The sequence below is a fragment of the Desulforamulus reducens MI-1 genome (assembly GCF_000016165.1).
GTDB lineage: Bacteria > Bacillota > Desulfotomaculia > Desulfotomaculales > Desulfotomaculaceae > Desulfotomaculum > Desulfotomaculum reducens.
In genome coordinates this window covers 3413750-3433559 of record NC_009253.1, presented here as the reverse complement: position 1 = coordinate 3433559, position 19810 = coordinate 3413750, and the positions used below count along the sequence as shown (strand labels likewise).

At 41.3% G+C, this 19810-nt stretch carries 16 protein-coding genes; all 16 read left to right on the top strand.

The window, feature by feature from the left end; all coding sequences use genetic code 11:
• The first annotated feature begins 7 nt into the window (after positions 1–7).
• The 16 genes from atpD (at position 8) to DRED_RS16685 (ending at position 19785) form a co-directional block, all read left to right on the top strand.
• Positions 8–1426, top strand: coding sequence for a F0F1 ATP synthase subunit beta (atpD, locus tag DRED_RS16755; protein WP_011879440.1), 1419 nt, complete (start codon positions 8–10; stop codon positions 1424–1426).
• Between the two features lie 2 nt (positions 1427–1428).
• Entirely contained in the window at positions 1429–1827 is a 399-nt protein-coding gene (locus DRED_RS16750; RefSeq protein WP_011879439.1) for a F0F1 ATP synthase subunit epsilon, read from the top strand.
• A 423-nt stretch (positions 1828–2250) separates the two neighbouring features.
• Positions 2251–3513, top strand: a complete 1263-nt coding sequence (gene murA, locus DRED_RS16745; protein ID WP_011879438.1) for a UDP-N-acetylglucosamine 1-carboxyvinyltransferase — start codon at positions 2251–2253, stop codon at positions 3511–3513.
• Between the two features lie 498 nt (positions 3514–4011).
• Positions 4012–4974, top strand: coding sequence for a stage II sporulation protein D (gene spoIID / locus DRED_RS16740; RefSeq protein WP_011879437.1), 963 nt, complete (start codon positions 4012–4014; stop codon positions 4972–4974).
• A gap of 14 nt (positions 4975–4988) precedes the next feature.
• Positions 4989–5141 carry a hypothetical protein gene (locus tag DRED_RS18910; RefSeq protein WP_156779696.1) on the top strand — a complete coding sequence of 51 codons (153 nt, stop codon included), beginning with the start codon at positions 4989–4991 and terminating at the stop codon, positions 5139–5141.
• A 74-nt stretch (positions 5142–5215) separates the two neighbouring features.
• Positions 5216–5956, top strand: a complete 741-nt coding sequence (locus tag DRED_RS16735) for a M23 family metallopeptidase (protein ID WP_011879436.1) — start codon at positions 5216–5218, stop codon at positions 5954–5956.
• Positions 5957–6152: 196 nt separating this feature from the next.
• The gene (gene spoIIID, locus DRED_RS16730) at positions 6153–6404 is read left to right on the top strand and encodes a sporulation transcriptional regulator SpoIIID (RefSeq protein WP_011879435.1); all 252 of its coding nucleotides are present in this window, start codon (positions 6153–6155) and stop codon (positions 6402–6404) included.
• A gap of 311 nt (positions 6405–6715) precedes the next feature.
• Entirely contained in the window at positions 6716–7750 is a 1035-nt protein-coding gene (mreB, locus tag DRED_RS16725) for a rod shape-determining protein (protein ID WP_011879434.1), read from the top strand.
• A gap of 48 nt (positions 7751–7798) precedes the next feature.
• Positions 7799–9166: a stalk domain-containing protein gene (locus tag DRED_RS16720; RefSeq protein ID WP_011879433.1), complete on the top strand. Its 1368-nt coding sequence runs from the start codon at positions 7799–7801 to the stop codon at positions 9164–9166.
• Positions 9167–9350: 184 nt separating this feature from the next.
• Positions 9351–11591: a copper amine oxidase N-terminal domain-containing protein gene (locus tag DRED_RS16715; protein ID WP_011879432.1), complete on the top strand. Its 2241-nt coding sequence runs from the start codon at positions 9351–9353 to the stop codon at positions 11589–11591.
• An 84-nt stretch (positions 11592–11675) separates the two neighbouring features.
• Entirely contained in the window at positions 11676–12755 is a 1080-nt protein-coding gene (locus tag DRED_RS16710; RefSeq protein ID WP_011879431.1) for a TolC family protein, read from the top strand.
• A gap of 165 nt (positions 12756–12920) precedes the next feature.
• Positions 12921–13709 carry an SLAP domain-containing protein gene (locus DRED_RS16705; RefSeq protein ID WP_011879430.1) on the top strand — a complete coding sequence of 263 codons (789 nt, stop codon included), beginning with the start codon at positions 12921–12923 and terminating at the stop codon, positions 13707–13709.
• A 179-nt stretch (positions 13710–13888) separates the two neighbouring features.
• The gene (locus tag DRED_RS16700; RefSeq protein ID WP_011879429.1) at positions 13889–14296 is read left to right on the top strand and encodes a hypothetical protein; all 408 of its coding nucleotides are present in this window, start codon (positions 13889–13891) and stop codon (positions 14294–14296) included.
• A gap of 261 nt (positions 14297–14557) precedes the next feature.
• The gene (locus DRED_RS16695) at positions 14558–16843 is read left to right on the top strand and encodes an O-antigen ligase family protein (protein ID WP_011879428.1); all 2286 of its coding nucleotides are present in this window, start codon (positions 14558–14560) and stop codon (positions 16841–16843) included.
• Positions 16844–16865: 22 nt separating this feature from the next.
• Positions 16866–18386, top strand: a complete 1521-nt coding sequence (gene wbaP / locus DRED_RS16690; protein WP_011879427.1) for an undecaprenyl-phosphate galactose phosphotransferase WbaP — start codon at positions 16866–16868, stop codon at positions 18384–18386.
• 28 nt (positions 18387–18414) lie between these two features.
• Positions 18415–19785, top strand: coding sequence for a mannose-1-phosphate guanylyltransferase/mannose-6-phosphate isomerase (locus DRED_RS16685; RefSeq protein ID WP_011879426.1), 1371 nt, complete (start codon positions 18415–18417; stop codon positions 19783–19785).
• Positions 19786–19810 lie beyond the last annotated feature (25 nt).

Genomic DNA, 19810 nt, shown 5'->3' with positions numbered 1-19810 from the left:
GAACAACATGAATGTTGGCCATATCGTCAGTGTTATTGGTGTGGTTGTGGACGTTGAGTTCGCACCTGGCCAGGTACCTGATATATATAGTGCGGTAAAAATCCGTACTGAAGACCAGGAAGATAAATCCACCAAGTGGAATCTGACCTTGGAAGTGGCCCAGCACCTTGGTAACAACCGTGTTCGCTGCATCGCCATGTCCTCCACCGAGGGTCTAAAGCGTGGTATGAAAGTAGTTAGCACCGGTAAAGCCATTTCAGTTCCTGTAGGTCGACCTGTTCTGGGCCGCCTGCTGAACGTACTGGGCGAAGAGGCTGATGGTTTAGAACCCATTAAAGCTGAAAAATACTATCCCATTCACCGTCCGGCTCCTGCTCTGGTAGACCAATCCACCAAGGCAGAAATGCTGGAAACCGGTATCAAAGTTATCGACCTGATGATCCCCTTCTTGAAGGGTGGTAAAATTGGTCTGTTCGGTGGTGCTGGTGTAGGTAAGACAGTTATCGTTATGGAGCTCATTAACAACATCGCTAAGCAGCACGGTGGTATCTCCGTGTTCGCCGGTGTAGGTGAGCGGACCCGTGAAGGTAACGACCTTTACCATGAAATGAAAGAAGCAGGCGTATTAGAAAAGACCATCATGGTGTTCGGTCAGATGAACGAACCCCCGGGAGCCCGTCTCCGTGTTGGCTTGACTGGTCTTACCATGGCGGAATTCTTCCGTGATGAAGAAGGCGCTGACACTCTGCTCTTTATTGACAACATCTTCCGTTTCACCCAGGCAGGTTCCGAGGTTTCCGCTCTGCTGGGCCGTATGCCCTCCGCGGTAGGTTACCAGCCCACCCTGGCCACTGAAATGGGTCAATTACAAGAACGTATTACCTCCACCCGTAAGGGTTCCGTTACCTCGGTACAGGCCATTTACGTGCCTGCGGACGACTTGACTGACCCGGCTCCTGCGAACGCCTTCGCTCACTTGGACGCCACCGTTGTATTAAGCCGTGCCATCTCCGAGCTGGGTATTTATCCTGCGGTTGACCCGCTGGATTCTACCTCCCGTATTCTGGATCCCCAGGTAGTGGGTAAAGAACACTATGAATGTGCCCGTGGCGTTCAGTCTGTACTGCAGCGTTATAAAGAATTACAAGATATTATCGCTATTCTGGGTATGGATGAACTGTCAGATGAAGATAAACTGACCGTGGCCCGGGCCCGTAAGCTACAGCGTTTCCTGTCTCAGCCCTTCCACGTGGCAGAAACCTTTACCGGTCGTCCCGGTAAATATGTATCCTTAAAAGATACAATCCGTAGCTTTAATGAAATCCTCGCCGGTAAACACGATGCCTTACCGGAGCAGGCCTTCTACATGGCCGGCGCCATTGAAGAAGTTATGGAGAACGCAAAACGTATTGAGGCTGGTGCATAATTATGGCTAAAACCCAACGCCTTGATATTGTCACACCTGAAAAGGTAGTATTCAGTGAAGAAATCGATTTTGTCGTGGCACCCGGCGCCGATGGTGAACTCGGTATCTTACCTGAGCACGCACCCCTGGTAACAGCCCTTAAGGTTGGTACATTAAGGGTTCAGCAGGGTGGCAAATTCTTCAAAGTGGCCGTCAGCGGTGGGTTCATGGAAGTCAAGAACAGCCGGATTGTTGTTCTGGCTGACACCGCCGAGCGAGCCGACCAAATTGACGTCGAACGGGCCAAAGCAGCAAAACAGCGTGCTGAACAGCGCCTGAACAGCAAGGGCTCCGAAATCGATGTTCACAGGGCAGAAATTGCTCTGCACAAAGCAATCAACCGTATCAAAGCTGCTGAATAAGTTAGAAAAACTTAGCTCCGCCAAGTCATTGACGCAGGCGGAGCTTTAGTTTGCCCTTATGCATATCGGGAAGTCCTATACTTTCTGATATGCCAGAAAAAACCCAGGATAGCGAAGCTGTCCTGGGTTTTTGTATTTATAAGGGGTTTTTGTGGCAATACTATACGGTAGCTGTTAGCAGTTAGCGGAAAGCAGAAAGTTGGAGAGTTGGAAAGTTGGAAAGTTGGAAAGCGGAAAGTGGGACAAAAACCAGAGGGGTCTGACCCCTCTCACAAAGCTAGGCATTCATCGGGGTCTGACTCCCGTCGAATATTGGAAAGCCCACGTGGTGCCTGGCTCTTGCCGCAGATAAAAGCACGAATCAAGCCAGTCCTACATGCGAGCAAGTGCCTGGCACCATAGAAGCAGAAATAAGGAGAAACCATGGAAGAAAAAATTATTATCTCAGGCGGTCGCCCTCTAACCGGCTCCATCCGTGTCAGTGGGGCTAAAAATGCTGTCCTTCCAATATTGGCAGCTTCTTTACTTACCACTACCCAAACCCGGTTATTGGATGTACCGGATCTGGCAGATGTGGGAGTGATCTGTTCAGTTTTGCAAGAACTTGGTACCCGCATTGAAAAAACCAAGGAAGAGCTAGTAATATCCATTCCCTCCCTCCAGCACATAGAAGCCCCCTATGAATATGTACGAAAGATGAGGGCTTCCTTTTTAGTCATGGGACCTTTATTAGCCAGGGAGGGAAGGGCCAGAATCTCCTTACCCGGGGGCTGTGCCATCGGTACTAGGCCCATTGATTTACATCTAAAGGGTTTTTCGGCCCTGGGTGCCGACATTCGGTATGGTTCTGGCCATATTGAAGCAGTGGCCAAGGAATTGACAGGAGCCGATATTTATCTGGATTTTCCCAGTGTTGGGGCCACCGAAAACATCATGATGGCCGCTGTCCTGGCCAGAGGTCAAACAACCATCGAAAATGCAGCCGAAGAACCAGAAATTGTTGATCTAGCCAACTTCCTGAACGCCATGGGGGCTAAAATTAAAGGGGCTGGTACAAAGGTAATCCGTATCAATGGTGTTAAGGAACTAACTGGCACCACCCATGCCGTCATTCCAGACCGTATTGAAGCCGGCACATATCTAGTGGCTGCGGCCATGACCCGGGGGGATGTTATGGTGGAAAATGTCATTGCAGACCATCTTAAACCGGTTGTGGCCAAGCTAAAGGAAGCCGGTGCCGAAATTAAAGAAGAAGAGACCCACATCCAGGTTTGCTGTAATGGCATATTAAAGGGTGTGGATATAAAGACCCTACCCTATCCGGGTTTTCCCACTGATATGCAGGCCCAGTTTATGACCTTGATGGCTGTGGCAGAAGGCACCAGCATAATCACAGAAACAGTTTTTGAAAATCGTTTTATGCATGTTAATGAATTAAAACGTATGGGTGCAAAAATTAAAATTGAAGGGCGAACCGCCATTGTTCAGGGTGTAAAAACTTTGAACGGAGCAGCAGTTAAGGCCACAGACCTGCGGGCCGGTGCAGCCATGATTTTGGCGGGCCTAACCGCCACAGGAGAAACCGAAGTAGCCAATATCCATCACATTGACCGTGGCTATGAAAGACTAATCGAAAAACTGCAGGGTATCGGAGCAAATATTCGCCGGGTTGAAGTGAAGCAGTGATGGCCTAGTTTAGCCATCAGCCTTCAGCCTTTTGTGCAAGTATTTCTTTGGGGTTGAAGGTCGTGAGCCATGGGCTGTGAGCCTTTTGGAAAACCTAAGGGGTCTGGTCATGGTGCCTGGCACCATGACCAAACAAACCTATCTGAAAACTTGTTTTAACCCCGACATAGGCTTTAAATAAAAATCAATAATAAAGATAACTAAATGGTATATTTTACCATCTAGTTTCATATCTATAGAAATAAGGTTTATTTTTAAGTAACCCGCAAAAATCCGACCCAAAGAACACACATTCAAAAAAGCTCACAACCCACGGCCCATGGCTCATGGCCCGCCCCAAAGCAATACCCAAAAGAAAAAAGCTGAAGGCTGACGACTGAACCTAAGGGGTCTGACCCCTCTCACAAAGCCAGACACTCATCGGGGTCTGACTCCCGTCGAAGCTAGAAAAGCTCACGGCTCACAGCCCACAGCTATACAAAGGACGGTGCTCCAAAAGTGCGAAAACTCATGCTGGCTCTCTTCGGACTCCTGATTCTTATGGTTGCCTTTCCCTCCGTTACCCTAAAACTTTACCAACTGGTAAACCCTCCCCATATAAAATCTGAGGGCACAACAGTAAAAATGTATAACCATCTTACCCAAAAAATTCAGACCCTCCCCCTGGAGGAATATGTGGTAGGAGTGGTGGCGGCGGAAATGCCGGCAGCCTTTCCGGTGGAAGCCCTTAAAGCACAAGCAGTGGCAGCCCGTACCTATATTATGCAGCGCATGACTCCAGGAGGAGTTCAAAATGCACGCCACCCCGGAGCAGACGTCTCCAGTGATCCACGGGAAGGCCAGGCTTGGATATCCAAAGCAGAGATGGAAAAACGGTGGGGCAAGTTAAAATATCTAGAGTATTACTACAAAATTAAATGGGCTGTGGACAGCACCAGCGGACAGGTCATCTATTACAACTCCCAATTAATATTCCCAGCCTTCCATGCCTCCTGTGGCGGTGGAACTGAAAACGCCGAGGAGGTATGGGTGACCGCTGCCCCTTACCTCAAAGGGGTCGCCTGCCCTTATTGTGCAGATCCACAACCGGAAAGACAAGTGGCCTTTACACTGTCAGAACTAGATCAAAAGTTAAAAACCAACCTTTCGGCTGTCCCGGTTTCAACCCTAAAGAACAAAGCCATTCAGATTACCAAGGAAACCGCCACTGGCCGTCCCAAGGAAATAAGGATAGGCAATAAAGAATACTCGGCCACCATGTTGCGGGAAATTCTAAACCTTCGCTCAACACGCATATCTTGGCAAGCTACTGGAGATAAAATCACCTTTACCACCAGAGGTTACGGACATGGCGTGGGTCTCTGCCAATATGGCGCCAAAGGGATGGCCCAGCAAGGCAAAACCTACGAACAAATACTGAAACATTACTATACCGGAGTAAAAATAAAAAGTTTGAAATAGCTATTAGCTAAAAGTTGGAAAGGCTAAAAGTTGGAAAGGTTACAGGCCCAAAGCCAGACACTCATCGGGGTCTGACTCCCGCTGAAAAAGAAGTAGGCCCAAAGCTCACGGCCCACGGCCCCAACCCCAAAAAACAACATGCAAAAAAGCTGATGGCTGACGGCTAATCCCCTAGTATACTCTCCTCCCTTCCTGGCAATACTATAATCAACTAGTATTATCAGGAGGCTGATCCAAACTAATGTGGCCCTTTGAAAATTCGCTCCGCAACCAACTACGTAATCAAGACCTAATAAAGAAATACCGGGAATGGCTTAGAAAATGGTTACTCAAAGGAAACAGTAAGTTTAATTCCACAGCCCTGGTGGCCCTTGTAGTGGTCGCGGCACTTTTGTCTGCCTATGGACTCTACAGTTGGCACAGCGGGCAGATACTAAAGGATACCGTAACTAACCCAAAAAGCAACCAGGTAATGCAAAAGCATAGTCAACAGGCACCGGCAACCTGCCAGCTAGCTAAGGCAAAAGAAGAAAAGGACCCTGTGCAAAAAGAAACCCAGGAGATCACAGTTCCAGCCGCAGTTAACCCGGAAGAAATGGTGAAACCAGTTATGGGTCATGTTTTAACCGGAGTGGGCATGACCTTTTCCGAAGTCTTTAAGGACTACCGTTACAGCACAGGGGTTGCCCTGGCCGCAGAACCGGGAACCGAAGTTAAGGCAGCCCTGGCCGGCACAGTTTCTTTAGTTTCCTCAGGAGATAAGGGCACCATGGTTGTAAGCATTAACCACGGTAACGGTTGGCAAGCGACCTATGGTGGACTGGGTCAGGTTCAGGTTAAGGCAGGACAAAAAATTGAGAAAAACCAAACCCTAGGTACCCTGGGTGAACACAGCAGAACCAACGGCGTTTTAGAGAACCATTTGTACTTTAAAATTACCAAGAACGGAAAACCCGTAGACCCCAATATTTACTGGAAATAAATATTATCTTCTCATAGCTTTTCCAAATGGCCTATTATAGGCCATTTTCTTTTTATTTTGTGACATTTCTCCTAACCCCCCGCATATATTTAAGTAAAAAAGTAGCTCGGAGTGAATTAACTTACCAGAGAATATAGACATCCATTCTCACACTTCTAACCTCTCACGTCTCACTTCTCAAATAGGAGGTAGGAAAATGCAGGACTACATCCAAAAGCGGGTGCTGGACATATGTGCGTATATCTTAGAAACCAGGGCGACAGTGCGGAAAGCTGCCCAGGTTTTTCAAGTTAGCAAAAGCACAGTCCACAAAGACATGACTGAACGACTCCCGTCCCTGAATAAACAATTGGCACTGGAAGTGAAAACCATACTGGATGAAAATAAGGCCGAAAGACACCTCAGGGGAGGAGAAGCTACCCGCAAGAAATATAAAGAAATAAGCTAGTCAATTAAAAGAGAAATTTTAAAGATAAAAAGGAATTTATGCAGGAAATAGAGAATCCTTGTTTTTTAGGATAATCTGCCATTCCTGTTTTTCTTTGCATACCCGTTGTACAACTCCCCTTGGGATGGTGGACAAGCCTTACTTACGGGCACTACTTATGGGTCAAGCCATGAATTTTTAAAAACCAGAACCCTAAGATTGACATGCAAAAAAGCCAATGGCCCAAGGCCCAGAGCCAGCAGGAAGCTAACAAATGCTCAGAATACCAATCTTACCGAATACGAACTACAAGCTAGGAGGAAGTAAAAACTATGTTTGGTCTCAACACCGATATCGGAATAGACTTGGGAACTGCCAGCGTCCTGGTCTACGTTAAAGGAAAAGGAATCGTACTCCGGGAGCCCTCTGTGGTTGCCATCAATAAAGACACCGGCACCATAATTGCAGTGGGCGAAGAGGCCCGCAGAATGCTGGGTCGTACGCCAGGCAACATCGTGGCCACACGTCCCCTCCGGGAAGGTGTTATTGCCGACTACGAAGTGACCGAAAAAATGCTTCGTTACTTCATTAATAAAGCCAATGGAAAGAAATGGTTTTTCCGGCCTCGGGTGATGGTTTGTATCCCTTCGGGTGTTACTGGCGTAGAAGAAAGGGCCGTACGACAAGCAGCCATTTCCGCCGGGGCCAGTTCTGCCCACCTCATTGAAGAACCCCTGGCCGCTGCCCTGGGGGCCGGTATCGATATCGCAGAACCCAATGGCTCCATGATCGTAGATATCGGCGGTGGTACTTCCGACGTAGCAGTACTATCCCTGGGTGGTATTGTTTGCAGCCGTTCCATCCGTGTTGGCGGTGATAAATTTGACGAAGCCATCGTACGCTATATTAGAAAAGAATTCAGTCTGATGATTGGCGAACGCACCGGGGAAGAAATCAAAGTAGAAGTGGCCACCGCCGTCCCAGATAAGACTGCCGAGAGAACCACCCAAATTCGCGGCCGGGACCTGATTACCGGCCTTCCCAAGGCCATCACCGTCAGCAGTCACCAAGTTTACAATGCCATTGCCGAACCTTTGGAAGCTGTGGTGGGGGCAGTCAAAGAAGTTCTGGAAATGACTCCTCCGGAACTGGCAGCAGACATTGTTAACAAAGGCATTGTTATGACCGGCGGCGGGGCTCTGTTGCATGGTCTGGATACTCTTATATCGGAAGAAACTGGCCTGGGGGTTTACATAGCCGAGGACGCTATTTCCTGCGTAGCCCATGGAACAGGCAAGGCTCTGGCCATGATGAATATTTTGCCGAAGCCGAAGAGTAGTAAGTTGTTTAGGAAGGTTGTGGGCTAGCTGAAAAGCTAGCCTTATATTTAAATTATCATAAGAGGAGGGTTCCGAATGAAGAAAACAAAACTTTGGCTTCTTATACTGGCGACCCTAATGCTATTTGCACTGCCGGCCTATGCAGATACCAAGGTAACCGTGGAAGGGAAAGAGTACAGCTTACAGGCGGTTACGTACCAGGGCCATATTCTTATCCCTCTACGGGATACCTCGAATCTATTAGGAGCAAAAGTTAACTACCTTGCGGATGTTGGTATAGCCTATATTGAAAAAAATGAAACCCAGCTAAGAATCCATATGGGTGATGCTTTATCCTATTTAAATAATAAAATTGTATCCTCCGGGGTATCTCCTGTAGTAATAGAAGGAAAGGCCTACGTTCCCTTAAGGTTCTTGGCAGAGTCTTTAAATTATAATGTAACCTATGCCGAAGATAAAATACAGTTAACTGGAAAGCCCTTGGCTAAAGTGCATTTCATTGATGTGGGTTTTGGCGATGCTATTTTTATTCAATTATTAAATGATAAAAATATTCTCATTGATGCAGGTGACAAAAAAGGTGGGGGGACTGTAGCTACTTATTTAAGGAATCAGGGAGTAAAAGAAATTGACTTGGTCGTTTCATCTACCGTGTCACAGGAACATATGGAAGGGCTTGCTACAATATTCCAATCCTTTAAAGTAAAAAAAGTTATTGATACTTACACTGCCAGCAACGATAACTACTATGAAAGGTTTAAAGAAGAGCTTACAAAAAGAAACATTTCTTACGAGCCAGCCAACAAACAAGTGTTGGCTCTAAGTGGAGTAACCTTTGAGATTCTTAGTAGTTATGGCCAAATGATTAATGCCGACAGACCATCCAAAACCATTGTTTCTTCATTAAAAGTAGGGGATCAGTCATTCCTATTCATGTCAGATAGAACCGGTCAAACTGAGATGTCCGATATACCGGCTCAAAAGTATATAGTGCTTAAAATAGCCGACCACGGCGGTATATACTCCACCAGTAAAGAACTCCTGAATCTCACAAAGCCAGAAGTGGCGATTTTAACCTCCGACAATAGCGTACTTGGTTACCCCAAGGGAACAACCCTTAAGAGAATCCAAGAGGCAGGGGCAAAGCTATACAGCACAGGAACAAATGGTACCATCATTATTGAGACAGATGGAAAAAAGTACAGTATCATTAGCGAGAATCATCAGCAGGTACAGATTGATGTGGAAAAGGACCATGAACTTCATATTGATACGGGTCTTACCAATGGCAAATTCCTGGGAGACAGAGTAACAGGCAAGTATCATCATCCAAATTGCGAGGAAGCCAAAAAAATACCTGAGGAAAATCGCACTTGGTTAATTGATAAAGCACAAGCAGAAATAAACGGGTACTATCCCGATGATCTTTGTAAACCAGAATAATTTTTAGAGAAAAATATATTTTCTTGGGAACTTTACAGAAACATATCACGTCTAAACCAATGAAACAACAAAAAAGGGAAAGACAGAGAACTTTTAACTCTGTTTCCTGGGTGGAAATCAGGGTACCCCACCTTAATATACCTACCCTGAATAATTATAACCAAAACATTAGGAGGTAATGAACTTGAAAAGAACCAGAAAAGTAGTATCTACTCTGGTAGCTGTAGCTCTGGTCGGTGGCATTGTACTGCCCGCAGCTACACCCGCCCTTGCTTATTCCAAGAACAGTGTCAGCAAAGTAATCAGCATTGATAACAATGATGAAGCCCAAGGCATTGGCAACATCACTATTCGTGAAGACAAAGACTATGTTAACGATTTCGTATATGGTGATGTTTTCACCTTAACTCTTCCCAGCGGTGTTGAGTGGGTTAACGAAGGTGCCACCAAACTCAGCGTAGATATCAACGGAAAAACTTATACCACTGCTGACCCTGAAGTAAAACTTCTTTCCGACTCCAAGTTGCAAATTACCATGAACAACATAGATGTTGATACTGACAAGGTTGATGATATTGTTATCACACCTTACATCAAAGCTGATTCCAGTGTAAACGGAGATATTAAAGTCAAGATCGATGGCAAAGATTCTGCTGTAACCAGTCAAGAACTCACAATTGCCAGAGCCTTTGATGGAGATACCGTTACCACTGTAGAAGACGTTGAAACCATTGGCGATGCTACTTCTAAAGCTGGTGAAATCACCATTGAAGAAGCTGCCAAAGGTTCCATGGGTACTGATTACCAAAAAATTAAGGTAAAATTACCTACCGACTTTGACTGGAAAGCAAACAGTGATTTCAAAGTTTCTTTCTCCGGATCCTTTGCTAACGCAGATATTACTTCTGCTAACAGCTTAACTTCAACTGATATTGCTAACAAAGTTCAAGGTTATCAAATCGATGGTAGAAACCTGAATATTTACTTCAAGCCTACTACCAACAGCACCAACCAACGCGGTATTATCACCATTGTTCCGGTGATTGATCCCGACAAAGATGCTAAATATGGCGACGTTGAAGTTAACGTGTCCGGTGATAATGTTACTGATGCTGATGTAGTAATTGCTAAGTATTCCGATTTCGGAGTTGACCTGAAGGTTAAAGAAGTAGAAGAATTATTTGCTGGTCGTTTTGACGAAGAAACTGAAGAAATCACCATTGAAGAATCTGTTGCAGGAACATTTATCGAAGGTCGTAAAGTCACCCTTGAGTTACCTTCTTGGGTTAAAGTGACCGACGTTAAGTTTACCCAAGATGACTTTAAAGTTAAGGACACCTTCGTAGCTGCTGATGACATCGATGATAATGAAGTTGAACTTGAAATTGGCCAGTCCACTAAAGGCAACACCAGTGGTGGCAAACTGAAATTCAAACTACAACTTTCCGTTGAAGCTGGTAAAGCTGGCGACATCGAAATGAAAGTAATCGGTAAAGCTGGCGGCGAAGGCGAGCTGGTTATCGCTAAGGCTGTTAACCCTGTTAAAATCGAAGGTCAAGCTAGCAACGTTAAAGTTGGTGTTAAGAAGCAAGCCATTGGCGATATCGTTATCACCGAACTGAAAGATGGTGCTATTACCGAGACCAACGATTACACCAAGAAAAAGACCGAATTATATGTTGACTTGACCGATGGAGTTAAGTGGAACGACTACAAAGTAGAAGTTATCGAAGGCAACCTGGACATCGATGAAGACAATATTGATACTGCAAATGGTGACACTCGCCTGATTATCCCTATTAAAGGCGAATCCAGCAAGGCTTCCAAAATTAAGATTTCCGGTATTACCGTAGATTTAGACCGCACCATTCCTGAAGGTATCATCGAAGCTAAGGTTAAAGGTAGCGCTATCGTACAAAACGATAAAGCTCAAAAAGGTTGGTTAGAAGGTGCAGAAGAGAAAGATGGCGCCGACAATTCCCTTGACAGTGGTGAATTTGACACCACCACCGTTGCTAAGACCGTTGCAGCTAAAGTTGTAACTCCTGCTCCTGAAGCGGGCACTGTTCTCTTCAACATTGGATCTTCCATTTACACTGCTGGCGGTGTAACCAAGGTTATGGATGCTGCCCCTTATATTAAAGAAGGACGCACCTATGTACCTGTTAAATATTTAGCACTGGCTCTGGGTGTGAGCGAACAAGACATTGCCTATGAAAACGGTGTTGTAACTCTGACCAAAGGTAACGATGTAGTTAAGTTGACCATCGGTAGCAAAACTCTGATGAACAACGACACTACTGTAACCATGGATGTAGCTCCTGAAATTGTTAATGGCCGCACCATGTTACCCGCTCGTTATGTTGCTGAAGGCTTTGGCGCAATGGTAGGGTTTGCTAACGGTCAAGTTGTTATCTCCTACTAATCAATAGAATAACTAGCTAATGAATCAAAAGCCCGAGCCAAAAGGCTCGGGCTTTATCTAACTATAGCCAAAGGGGGCTTTGTCGTGCGAAAAAAAATATTTATTCTTATGGTTAGCATGATATCAATTATGCTCCAAGCTATGCCTTCCTATGCGCAACAAACAGTAGACAAACTAACGTTGCAACAGGCTACCCAAAAGGCTTTTATTTATAACACACAAATAAAAAATACCGAATTAGACATGGAAAAGTTGGATATAACCCGTGATAATATAAAATGGTCCATGAATGGGATAATGTCTGGGTATAACATACCAGAACAACAGGATAGAGAAATTCACAAAGTATATTTTGAAACTGATTTAGGCTACCGTTCCACTGAAAAATTGCTGGATAATCAAAAAAGACAACTAGTAATTGATGTCAAAGAAGCCTATTACAACGTTCTTTTAGCAAAGAAGGATCTGGCAACTGCACACCAGAAGCTTGCCGTATCATTGATTAAACACTCCCAGGTGGTTTCTAAGTATGAAGTCGGCATGGCTACTCAAATGGATGTACTTACTGCTGAAAGCACCTTAAAAGAAGACAAAGCAGCCATTGAAGAAAAGACCAACACACTTACGAAAGCCTATAGTAATTTAAATAAGTTAATGGGAAATAATCAAGAAGCACGTCCAGAACTCGTGGATACAGTTGCCTTTACACCCATAGAAAATCTAGATGTAGATACAATGGTGTTAAGGTCAGTAAACAATTCCTTTGAAGTGTGGGCTAAAAAAGAGAAAGCAAAAAAGGAAAGTAATGCAAAGTATTACGAGGATTCTTACGATATCGGGGAATATACCGAATCCCAGGCCCAGAATGAGGTTAGGGATACAGAAGAAAGTATTCGTCTTTTAGCAAAAGCCTATTGTTTGGATATTTTGGATAAACAAACTAAGTATATGCAATACGAAGTAAAAGAAAAACAGCTCCAAGAGACCCTGAAAGTAGTCAAAGCCAAGTATGAAGTTGGCATGGCCACAAAAGATGTGGTAGATGAAGTAGCGTATTCCTTAGGTCAGCTACAAGTAGCTAAATTATCCACAGCGGTCTCACATACTGTTACTGTTGATAAACTTCAAAAATTAACTGGTGAGTTAAACCCTGTTATAAAGTAATCCACCCTATGGGTGGATTTTCATTAATTAGATATACCCTAGTAGCAAAAATTACGGATAATGGATAAACTTGCTGTTAAAGTACTATCATTATAGCTTTAAACAGTATGCTATAATAAGAAACATGAATAAAAAATGTAAATATTAAGCAGGGGGTATTTAAAAATGAGCATTGCGCTCAACCTTTCATTACATCAAGATGAAATATACAAAAAGAGATCTGATATTGAGTTACATTTAATGCAAGAAGAGATAAATAATTTACCTCAAATTACTGATGGAACTGTTGCAATTGACTCAATTTATACCGTTAACTGGGAAGACAAAATTGAAATAGGTTTTTATCTAAGAAACGTTACATCTCATAAAATATGTTTTACTCAGACACCTCTAAAGATATTAAATCCAAAGGGAGAAGTGCTAGCTAGTGTAACTATAAATTTGAGTGACATGGGAGATATACCTGCGTATAGCGTTAGACCTTGGCGATTTTATCTAGGCAAAGAAGATTTAACTCTTGATAACTCTCTTAAGGATCTCAAAATAGCTTTCAATAGTAGAAATATACCTCCGTATATGCTTGTGATAGAAGATAGACTACCGGAACCTTTAAATGAAGAACAAATGAGGCAATTTACTACTTTTTTAAAAAAACTACCATCAGTCCAAGAAGGGTCAATAAATATTGATACATACAGTATAGAAAAGAATAACGATGGTTCATTAACTGTAGCAATAGTTCTTAGGCATAGGTTAGCTAAGCCAACAGTACTTTCAAGATTTCAATTTGGAATTGTAGATACCAATAAGTCTATAGTTGCGAGAGCTGCTTTTGTAATAGAACAATATATTTTAGAACCCGGAATGTTTTTACTAAGATCCTTTAAATTTACTCCGGAAACAATTGTGAATTCAGATGCAGACATCAACCAATGCTCTATTGCATTTTTATAAAAAATTAAAACCCTGTGAATTAGTATCACAGGGTTTTAATGTGGGCAAGGGGAATTAATGCGGATAAAAAGAGGAAAACTACTTTTACCAAAAATTTTACTAAAAGAAGCTAAAAAATGACAAAGTAATGTTATAATGAATAGTTAGTATGAAGATTCAGCAAAGGAGTGCATTAAAAAATGGAACTATTTAAAACCTTAGAAGATAGAATAATATACGTTGAAACTTTAACATCTATTGCCACTTCTGGTGAGAAAATTACCGAATCCCAGAAAATGGTGGTGTATAATATCTTGAAAAACTACGGTATACCTGAAGAGTATGCCTCTAGGATATGGTCGAAAGTACAGAAAAAATATAGTATTGAAGAAATACTACAGCCAATGGAGGCGCTGGACCCTAATATAAAACTTTTATTGGTACAAGAATTGGTTATGATATTTTTAGTCAGCGGAAAATACAAAGATGAAAAGGCTAAGTTGCTGCAAATATGTAAAATGCTTAACATTAATATTAAATTAGAAGCTATTAAAGAACATGTTACCAATGCTCTAAAAGAAATGGAACAAAATAAAACAAAAGCATAAATCAAAAGTATCTTAGATTGTTGAATCTGTTTAAACCACCCTGAGGAGAATTTCTTTCATACTAGGGTGGTTTTATGTTAAGTGCAATTATAAAGTCAGAGAACCCCATTAGGTTCTGTTATCTAAGGAAAATACAGGCTAACATTTTTCTGGCAAAGAAGCCAGATTTTATAAACTTAAAAAACAAATATGAGAAAGGGATATATAATGTAATTGTAGAATAAAAAATGTAGAATAAAAAAGAATAAGGAGAGTTAGTGTATGGGCTACACAAGAACACCATTACTAGGTAATGAGGTAATACTAGAAACAGAGAGTCTTTTTGACCGTCTGACATATTGGGGACTTTGTTGCCTGTTATTCATAGGTCCCTTTTTTAATGGGTTATTTTTTCCAGATAATCAGCGAGTGGCATTACTAGCTGCAGCTATCCTTTTTCTTTTTGCTTCAATAATTAGCTTTCAAAGGAAAAACGTACGTTTTTTTTCAAATCCATTAGATTATTTAGTCTTAGCATTACCAGTTGTTTATATCATTGCTTCTTTTTCAGCTGTTAACTATGCTTTGGCTATTGATGAAGTATTTGAAAATATCTTGTATTTTTTTGTCTTTTGGACCGCTGTTCGTGTAATTCGCACATCTAAACATATAGAAAAAATTTTTGCTGTTTTATTCTTTAACGGAGTGTGTGTAGCATTAGCAGGCTTGTTTGTTGCTTCAGGTTGGTTAGATATAAAGGATGCATATTCTCTACGCGATGGAGGTACCATTGCTTCAGTCTTTCAATATAAAAATACTTTAGCATCCTTCTTGACTGCAATTATTTTTATTGGCTTTTATCTCACGGAGGAATACAAAAATAAACTAACTAATTATTTTTTTAGCTCCAGTACATATCTTCTGTTATTGGTATTTTTCTCAACTCAATCCCATGGTGGCTATATCATATTTGGTATTTTTTCTTCACTTTTATGGCTTCTTTATCCAGACAATAAAAGATTTATCCTAATCCTTAGTAACATATTATTAGCTCTATTTGCCTTCTTAGGCAGCAAGATGTTTCTTTTAAGTATAATGAATAAGAATGTTTTTCAGGCATGGCTTTGGGTGATGACTGGTATAATAATTACTTCCCTTTACCAGTGGATTATTAATAAATATAAATCAAAAGCACCCCATATCTCATTGAAACAAATACTTATTTTTTTGCTAGGTATGCTCCTAGGGGGGACATTTGCTTTATACCATACAGGGATTTTTGATATTCTTTTAGAAAAAATACATATGTTTGGAGCTATGGAACGTTTCACAACGTACGAAGATAGTTTCAAAATGATTCAGGAAAGACCATTCATTGGGTGGGGCGGCGGAGGTTGGGCAGAAGCCTATACAATATTCCAGAGCTATGCTTATAATGTACGCGTAATGCACAGTTATTTTTTGCAAGCAACCATCGAAGCAGGTCTCTTGGGTTTGCTTATAATAATTGCCATCTGGGGGATGTTTATAAAACTTGCTTATAGAGTATTTAAATTCTCCCGCACGGAAGAAAAATTGATGGCAGCCACTTTAATTTGTGCGATCTTAGCAATTTTGTCCCACTCAGTAATAGATTTTAATTTATCCTTAGCTGCGTTAACGATGATCCTTTTTACCTTAGTAGGGTGCATGGTAAGATTGGACCAGAACTTTAGCCAGGAAAGCCCAAAAGAAAAGGGAAAGCTGTACTCAGGATACACATTAGTGGCCTCTATTATTGTTACATTGGTCATCTTTACAGGATCTTTAATAATGATTTCTTCCGATAACCTCTATGATGCTGCTATAAAAGCACTTAATGCAAGACAAGGGCAGGAGGCCATAGCTTTAACGGAAAAGGCTATAACAATGAACCCAATGGAAGCTAAGACATATGGCCTTGCAGCCCAATTATATAGTGCCTTTAAAATGCCTAAGCAAGCTGTAGAAAACGCTGACAAGGCAATAGAGTTAGCCCCCTACAATCCAGATAGATATCTGGAGGCAGCTGTTATATACGTACGAGCAGGTGAAACTGAGAAGGCCGTAACGACTGCTGAAAGGGCCATTCAATTAGCACCCTTAAAAGTTAAGTATTATGAACAATATTCAGATACACTGATAAATGTAGCCTTAAGAGAATTGCAAAATAAGCAACCCAAAACTGTGGCTAATTATACCAAAGAAACAATAGCTATACCGGATAAAATAACAGCTGTGCTTAAAAAAATAAGTCCAGAAAAGAAAAAACTTTGGATTTATGCACAACCACTTGCAGTAACTGACAAAATAAAACTAAACATAGGTATTGCTAATTTGATTCAAGGGAACCTAGTTCAAGCAGCCCAAAACATTAATGAAGCTTCCCAGAATCCTCAGATTAATAAAGATTCCCTTGTTTGGCAAGCATTAATTGCTCAGAAGCAGGGTGATATCAGCAAAGCGGAAAACCTTTTAAAATCTGCAGAAAAAGAAAATCCAAATATTAAAAAACAGTATAATCAACTTTTATCGTTAATTGCCAGTTAACAAATCTGCTGGAGGTGTTTCAATGTCTGGGGGTCCAGCAGTAAAACCATCAATGGATGTTCCCTATCAGTATGAATCAAGAACAATGAAATCATTTACAACGGCAAAAACCCTTATAGCTGTCCCTGCACTGGTTATATTAGACGTATTGGCCATAGGCTTTAGTCTTTTAACTGCCTATATACTTAGAATAAACTTTTTGCCAATAATACTTCCGGGGTTGTTTAAGCCCGAGTTGTTAAACGATACTATCGTTAACCTATGGTGGCTACCCTTAGTATTAATCGTCTGTATGGCCTATGAGGACCTATATCAGAAAAGACTTCCCTACTGGAAGGAAGTCGAAAAAATTCTTAAGTCCTCGACCTTGGCAGTGACATTAGCCATTTCTTTTCTTTACATGGCCAAACTAAGTGCAGAAATATCCAGAACTTTAGTTATCATGTCTTGGTTAATTAGTATTTTGTATATACCTTTACTTAGGTATTTAGGTAAAAAATTATTGGTTAGGCTTGGGGTTTGGAGTAAACCCGTTTTAATTGTTGGCGCAGGTAAGACTGGAGAATTGGTTCTTAAGGCATTAACACGTGAGTATACCATGGGCTATCAGTCCATAGGTTTTTTGGATGATAATAAAGAGTTAATCAATATTCATGAATCTAAGTCAGGATTAAGAATACCTATATTAGGTAATTTTGAAGATGCAGAAGAACTTATTGCTAAAACAAAGGTCCAAGATGTTATTGTCGCAGCCCCAGGGCTACCGCCTAAAGAATTGGTTACTTTAACTAACAGGCTGCAGCCACTGGTTAATAATGTTATGGTAGTACCGGATCTTTTTGGCTTATCCATGAACGGAATTGAAGTTGAATATTTCTTTGATGAACAAACCCTGTTACTGAATATTAAGAATAAGTTAAGATCTGCCCTCAACAGAGGTATTAAGCGTGCCTTTGATATTGTTACAGGAACTATCATTTCAGTTCTCTGCATTCCAATTTTGGTTATCCTAGCAGTATTAATAAAAGTTGACTCTCGGGGACCCGCTTTCTTTAAACAAGAAAGATTGGGACAAAATGGTGAAACTTTTATATGCTACAAGTTCCGCACCATGTATTTGGCAGGGGATAAGATACTAAAAAGTTATCTCAAGGCAAATAAGGACGCCCGAGAGGAGTGGCAGACTTATAACAAATTAAAGGGAAATGATCCCAGAGTAACCAGGGTTGGTTGCTTTTTAAGAAAATACAGCTTAGATGAATTACCCCAATTAATTAATGTAATTCTTGGTGATATGAGTCTAGTAGGACCAAGACCCTATTTGATTAGGGAAAAGAACCAGATGGGGGATTGGATTCATGACATACTAGTAGCAAAACCAGGAATAACAGGTCTATGGCAAGTTAGTGGACGGAACCTTATTGAATTTGAAGGAAGACTTAAATTAGATACCTGGTATGTTAGGAATTGGTCAATTTGGTTGGATATAGTACTTCTTCTAAAGACAATTCGAGTTGTTATAAAACGAGAGGGAGCTTATTAATAAGATTGTAAGCAGGAAGGAGTTATAAATGAAAGTAATTATCTTAGCAGGTGGCAGTGGAACAAGACTTTGGCCACTTAGCAGAACAAACTACCCAAAACAATTCTTGAAACTGAAAGGAATGGATAAATCAATCTTTCAGACTTCTTTTAAGAGATGTTTAAAAATAACAGATTCTAACCAAATATTTATAGTCACAAACAAAGAGTATCGCTTTTTAGCATTAGGGCAGATTGAAGAGCTTGGTTATAAGTTTAATGAGAAGAATATCCTTATCGAGCCGTCTGGTAAAAATACCTTGCCAGCTATTTATTATGCAGTAAAGGAAATTCAGAAAAATGGTGACGATATCTCAGTGGTATTTCCATCAGATCACTTAATTGAAGACGAAAAAGCATTTGTTGAAACTATTCTATCGGGTGTTAATTTCGCAAATGATTATATCATAACTTATGGAATTAAACCCTCAAAGCCACACACTGGTTATGGGTATATTAAACCCCAATCTGCTATAGGGCAGGGCTATAGGGTGGACAAATTTAAAGAGAAACCAAATTTAGAGACAGCTGAGAGTTATATAAATAAAGGCTATTTTTGGAACAGTGGTATGTTTATGTTCCGGACAGATATCTTTACAGAGGAAGTGAAGCGATACTGTCCAGAAGTATTTATGAGTTTCCAAGAAAATGATATAGAGAAAACGTATGAAATAACACCGAATATATCGATTGACTATGGAATTATGGAGCAGTCTCAAAGGGTAGCAGTTGTTCCAATGAACGTTAAGTGGACAGACTTGGGTAGCTTTGACGCGTTCTACGATCAGTTCGCAAAAGATGAGAATAATAATGTAGTGTTTGATGGAGACATACTAATCGATTCCACTAATAACCTCCTCTACACAGATAAGGATAAGGCTGTTGCAATTGTTGGCGTCAATGATTTAATAATAGTGGATGAAAAAGATGCTTTATTGATTTGTAAGAAGGATCAATCGCAAAAGGTTAAAGAAGTTGTTGATAAATTAAAGAAGCTAAAAGATTCTAAAGTAGATTATCATTTAACTACATATAGACCATGGGGTTCTTATACTATTCTGGAAGAAGGGTTATTTTACAAGATTAAACGTATTAGTGTACTTCCTGGGAAAAAGTTAAGTTATCAGTTGCATCACCACCGAAGTGAACACTGGATTGTTGTTAAAGGAACTGCAAAAGTAACAGTTGAGGGTAAAGACTTCTTAGTAAGAAGTGGAGAGAGCACTTTCGTTCAAACGGGCTATAAGCATAGACTGGAGAACCCAGGTAAGGTATTGTTAGAAGTTATTGAAGTACAATTAGGTGAATATTTGGAAGAAGATGATATTGTTAGAATAAATGATGACTTTGGCAGATGCTAGTATTTGTATATAAATATTTTATAGC

Bases quoted from the DNA above. Each gene is read 5' to 3' on its own strand.
- atpD (WP_011879440.1), top strand. From the start codon at position 8: ATGAATGTTGGCCATATCGTCAGTGTTATTGGTGTGGTTGTGGACGTT.
- DRED_RS16750 (WP_011879439.1), top strand. From the start codon at position 1,429: ATGGCTAAAACCCAACGCCTTGATATTGTCACACCTGAAAAGGTAGTA.
- murA (WP_011879438.1), top strand. From the start codon at position 2,251: ATGGAAGAAAAAATTATTATCTCAGGCGGTCGCCCTCTAACCGGCTCC.
- DRED_RS16735 (WP_011879436.1), top strand. From the start codon at position 5,216: ATGTGGCCCTTTGAAAATTCGCTCCGCAACCAACTACGTAATCAAGAC.
- spoIIID (WP_011879435.1), top strand. From the start codon at position 6,153: ATGCAGGACTACATCCAAAAGCGGGTGCTGGACATATGTGCGTATATC.
- mreB (WP_011879434.1), top strand. From the start codon at position 6,716: ATGTTTGGTCTCAACACCGATATCGGAATAGACTTGGGAACTGCCAGC.
- DRED_RS16720 (WP_011879433.1), top strand. From the start codon at position 7,799: ATGAAGAAAACAAAACTTTGGCTTCTTATACTGGCGACCCTAATGCTA.
- DRED_RS16705 (WP_011879430.1), top strand. From the start codon at position 12,921: ATGAGCATTGCGCTCAACCTTTCATTACATCAAGATGAAATATACAAA.
- DRED_RS16700 (WP_011879429.1), top strand. From the start codon at position 13,889: ATGGAACTATTTAAAACCTTAGAAGATAGAATAATATACGTTGAAACT.
- DRED_RS16695 (WP_011879428.1), top strand. From the start codon at position 14,558: ATGGGCTACACAAGAACACCATTACTAGGTAATGAGGTAATACTAGAA.
- wbaP (WP_011879427.1), top strand. From the start codon at position 16,866: ATGTCTGGGGGTCCAGCAGTAAAACCATCAATGGATGTTCCCTATCAG.
- DRED_RS16685 (WP_011879426.1), top strand. From the start codon at position 18,415: ATGAAAGTAATTATCTTAGCAGGTGGCAGTGGAACAAGACTTTGGCCA.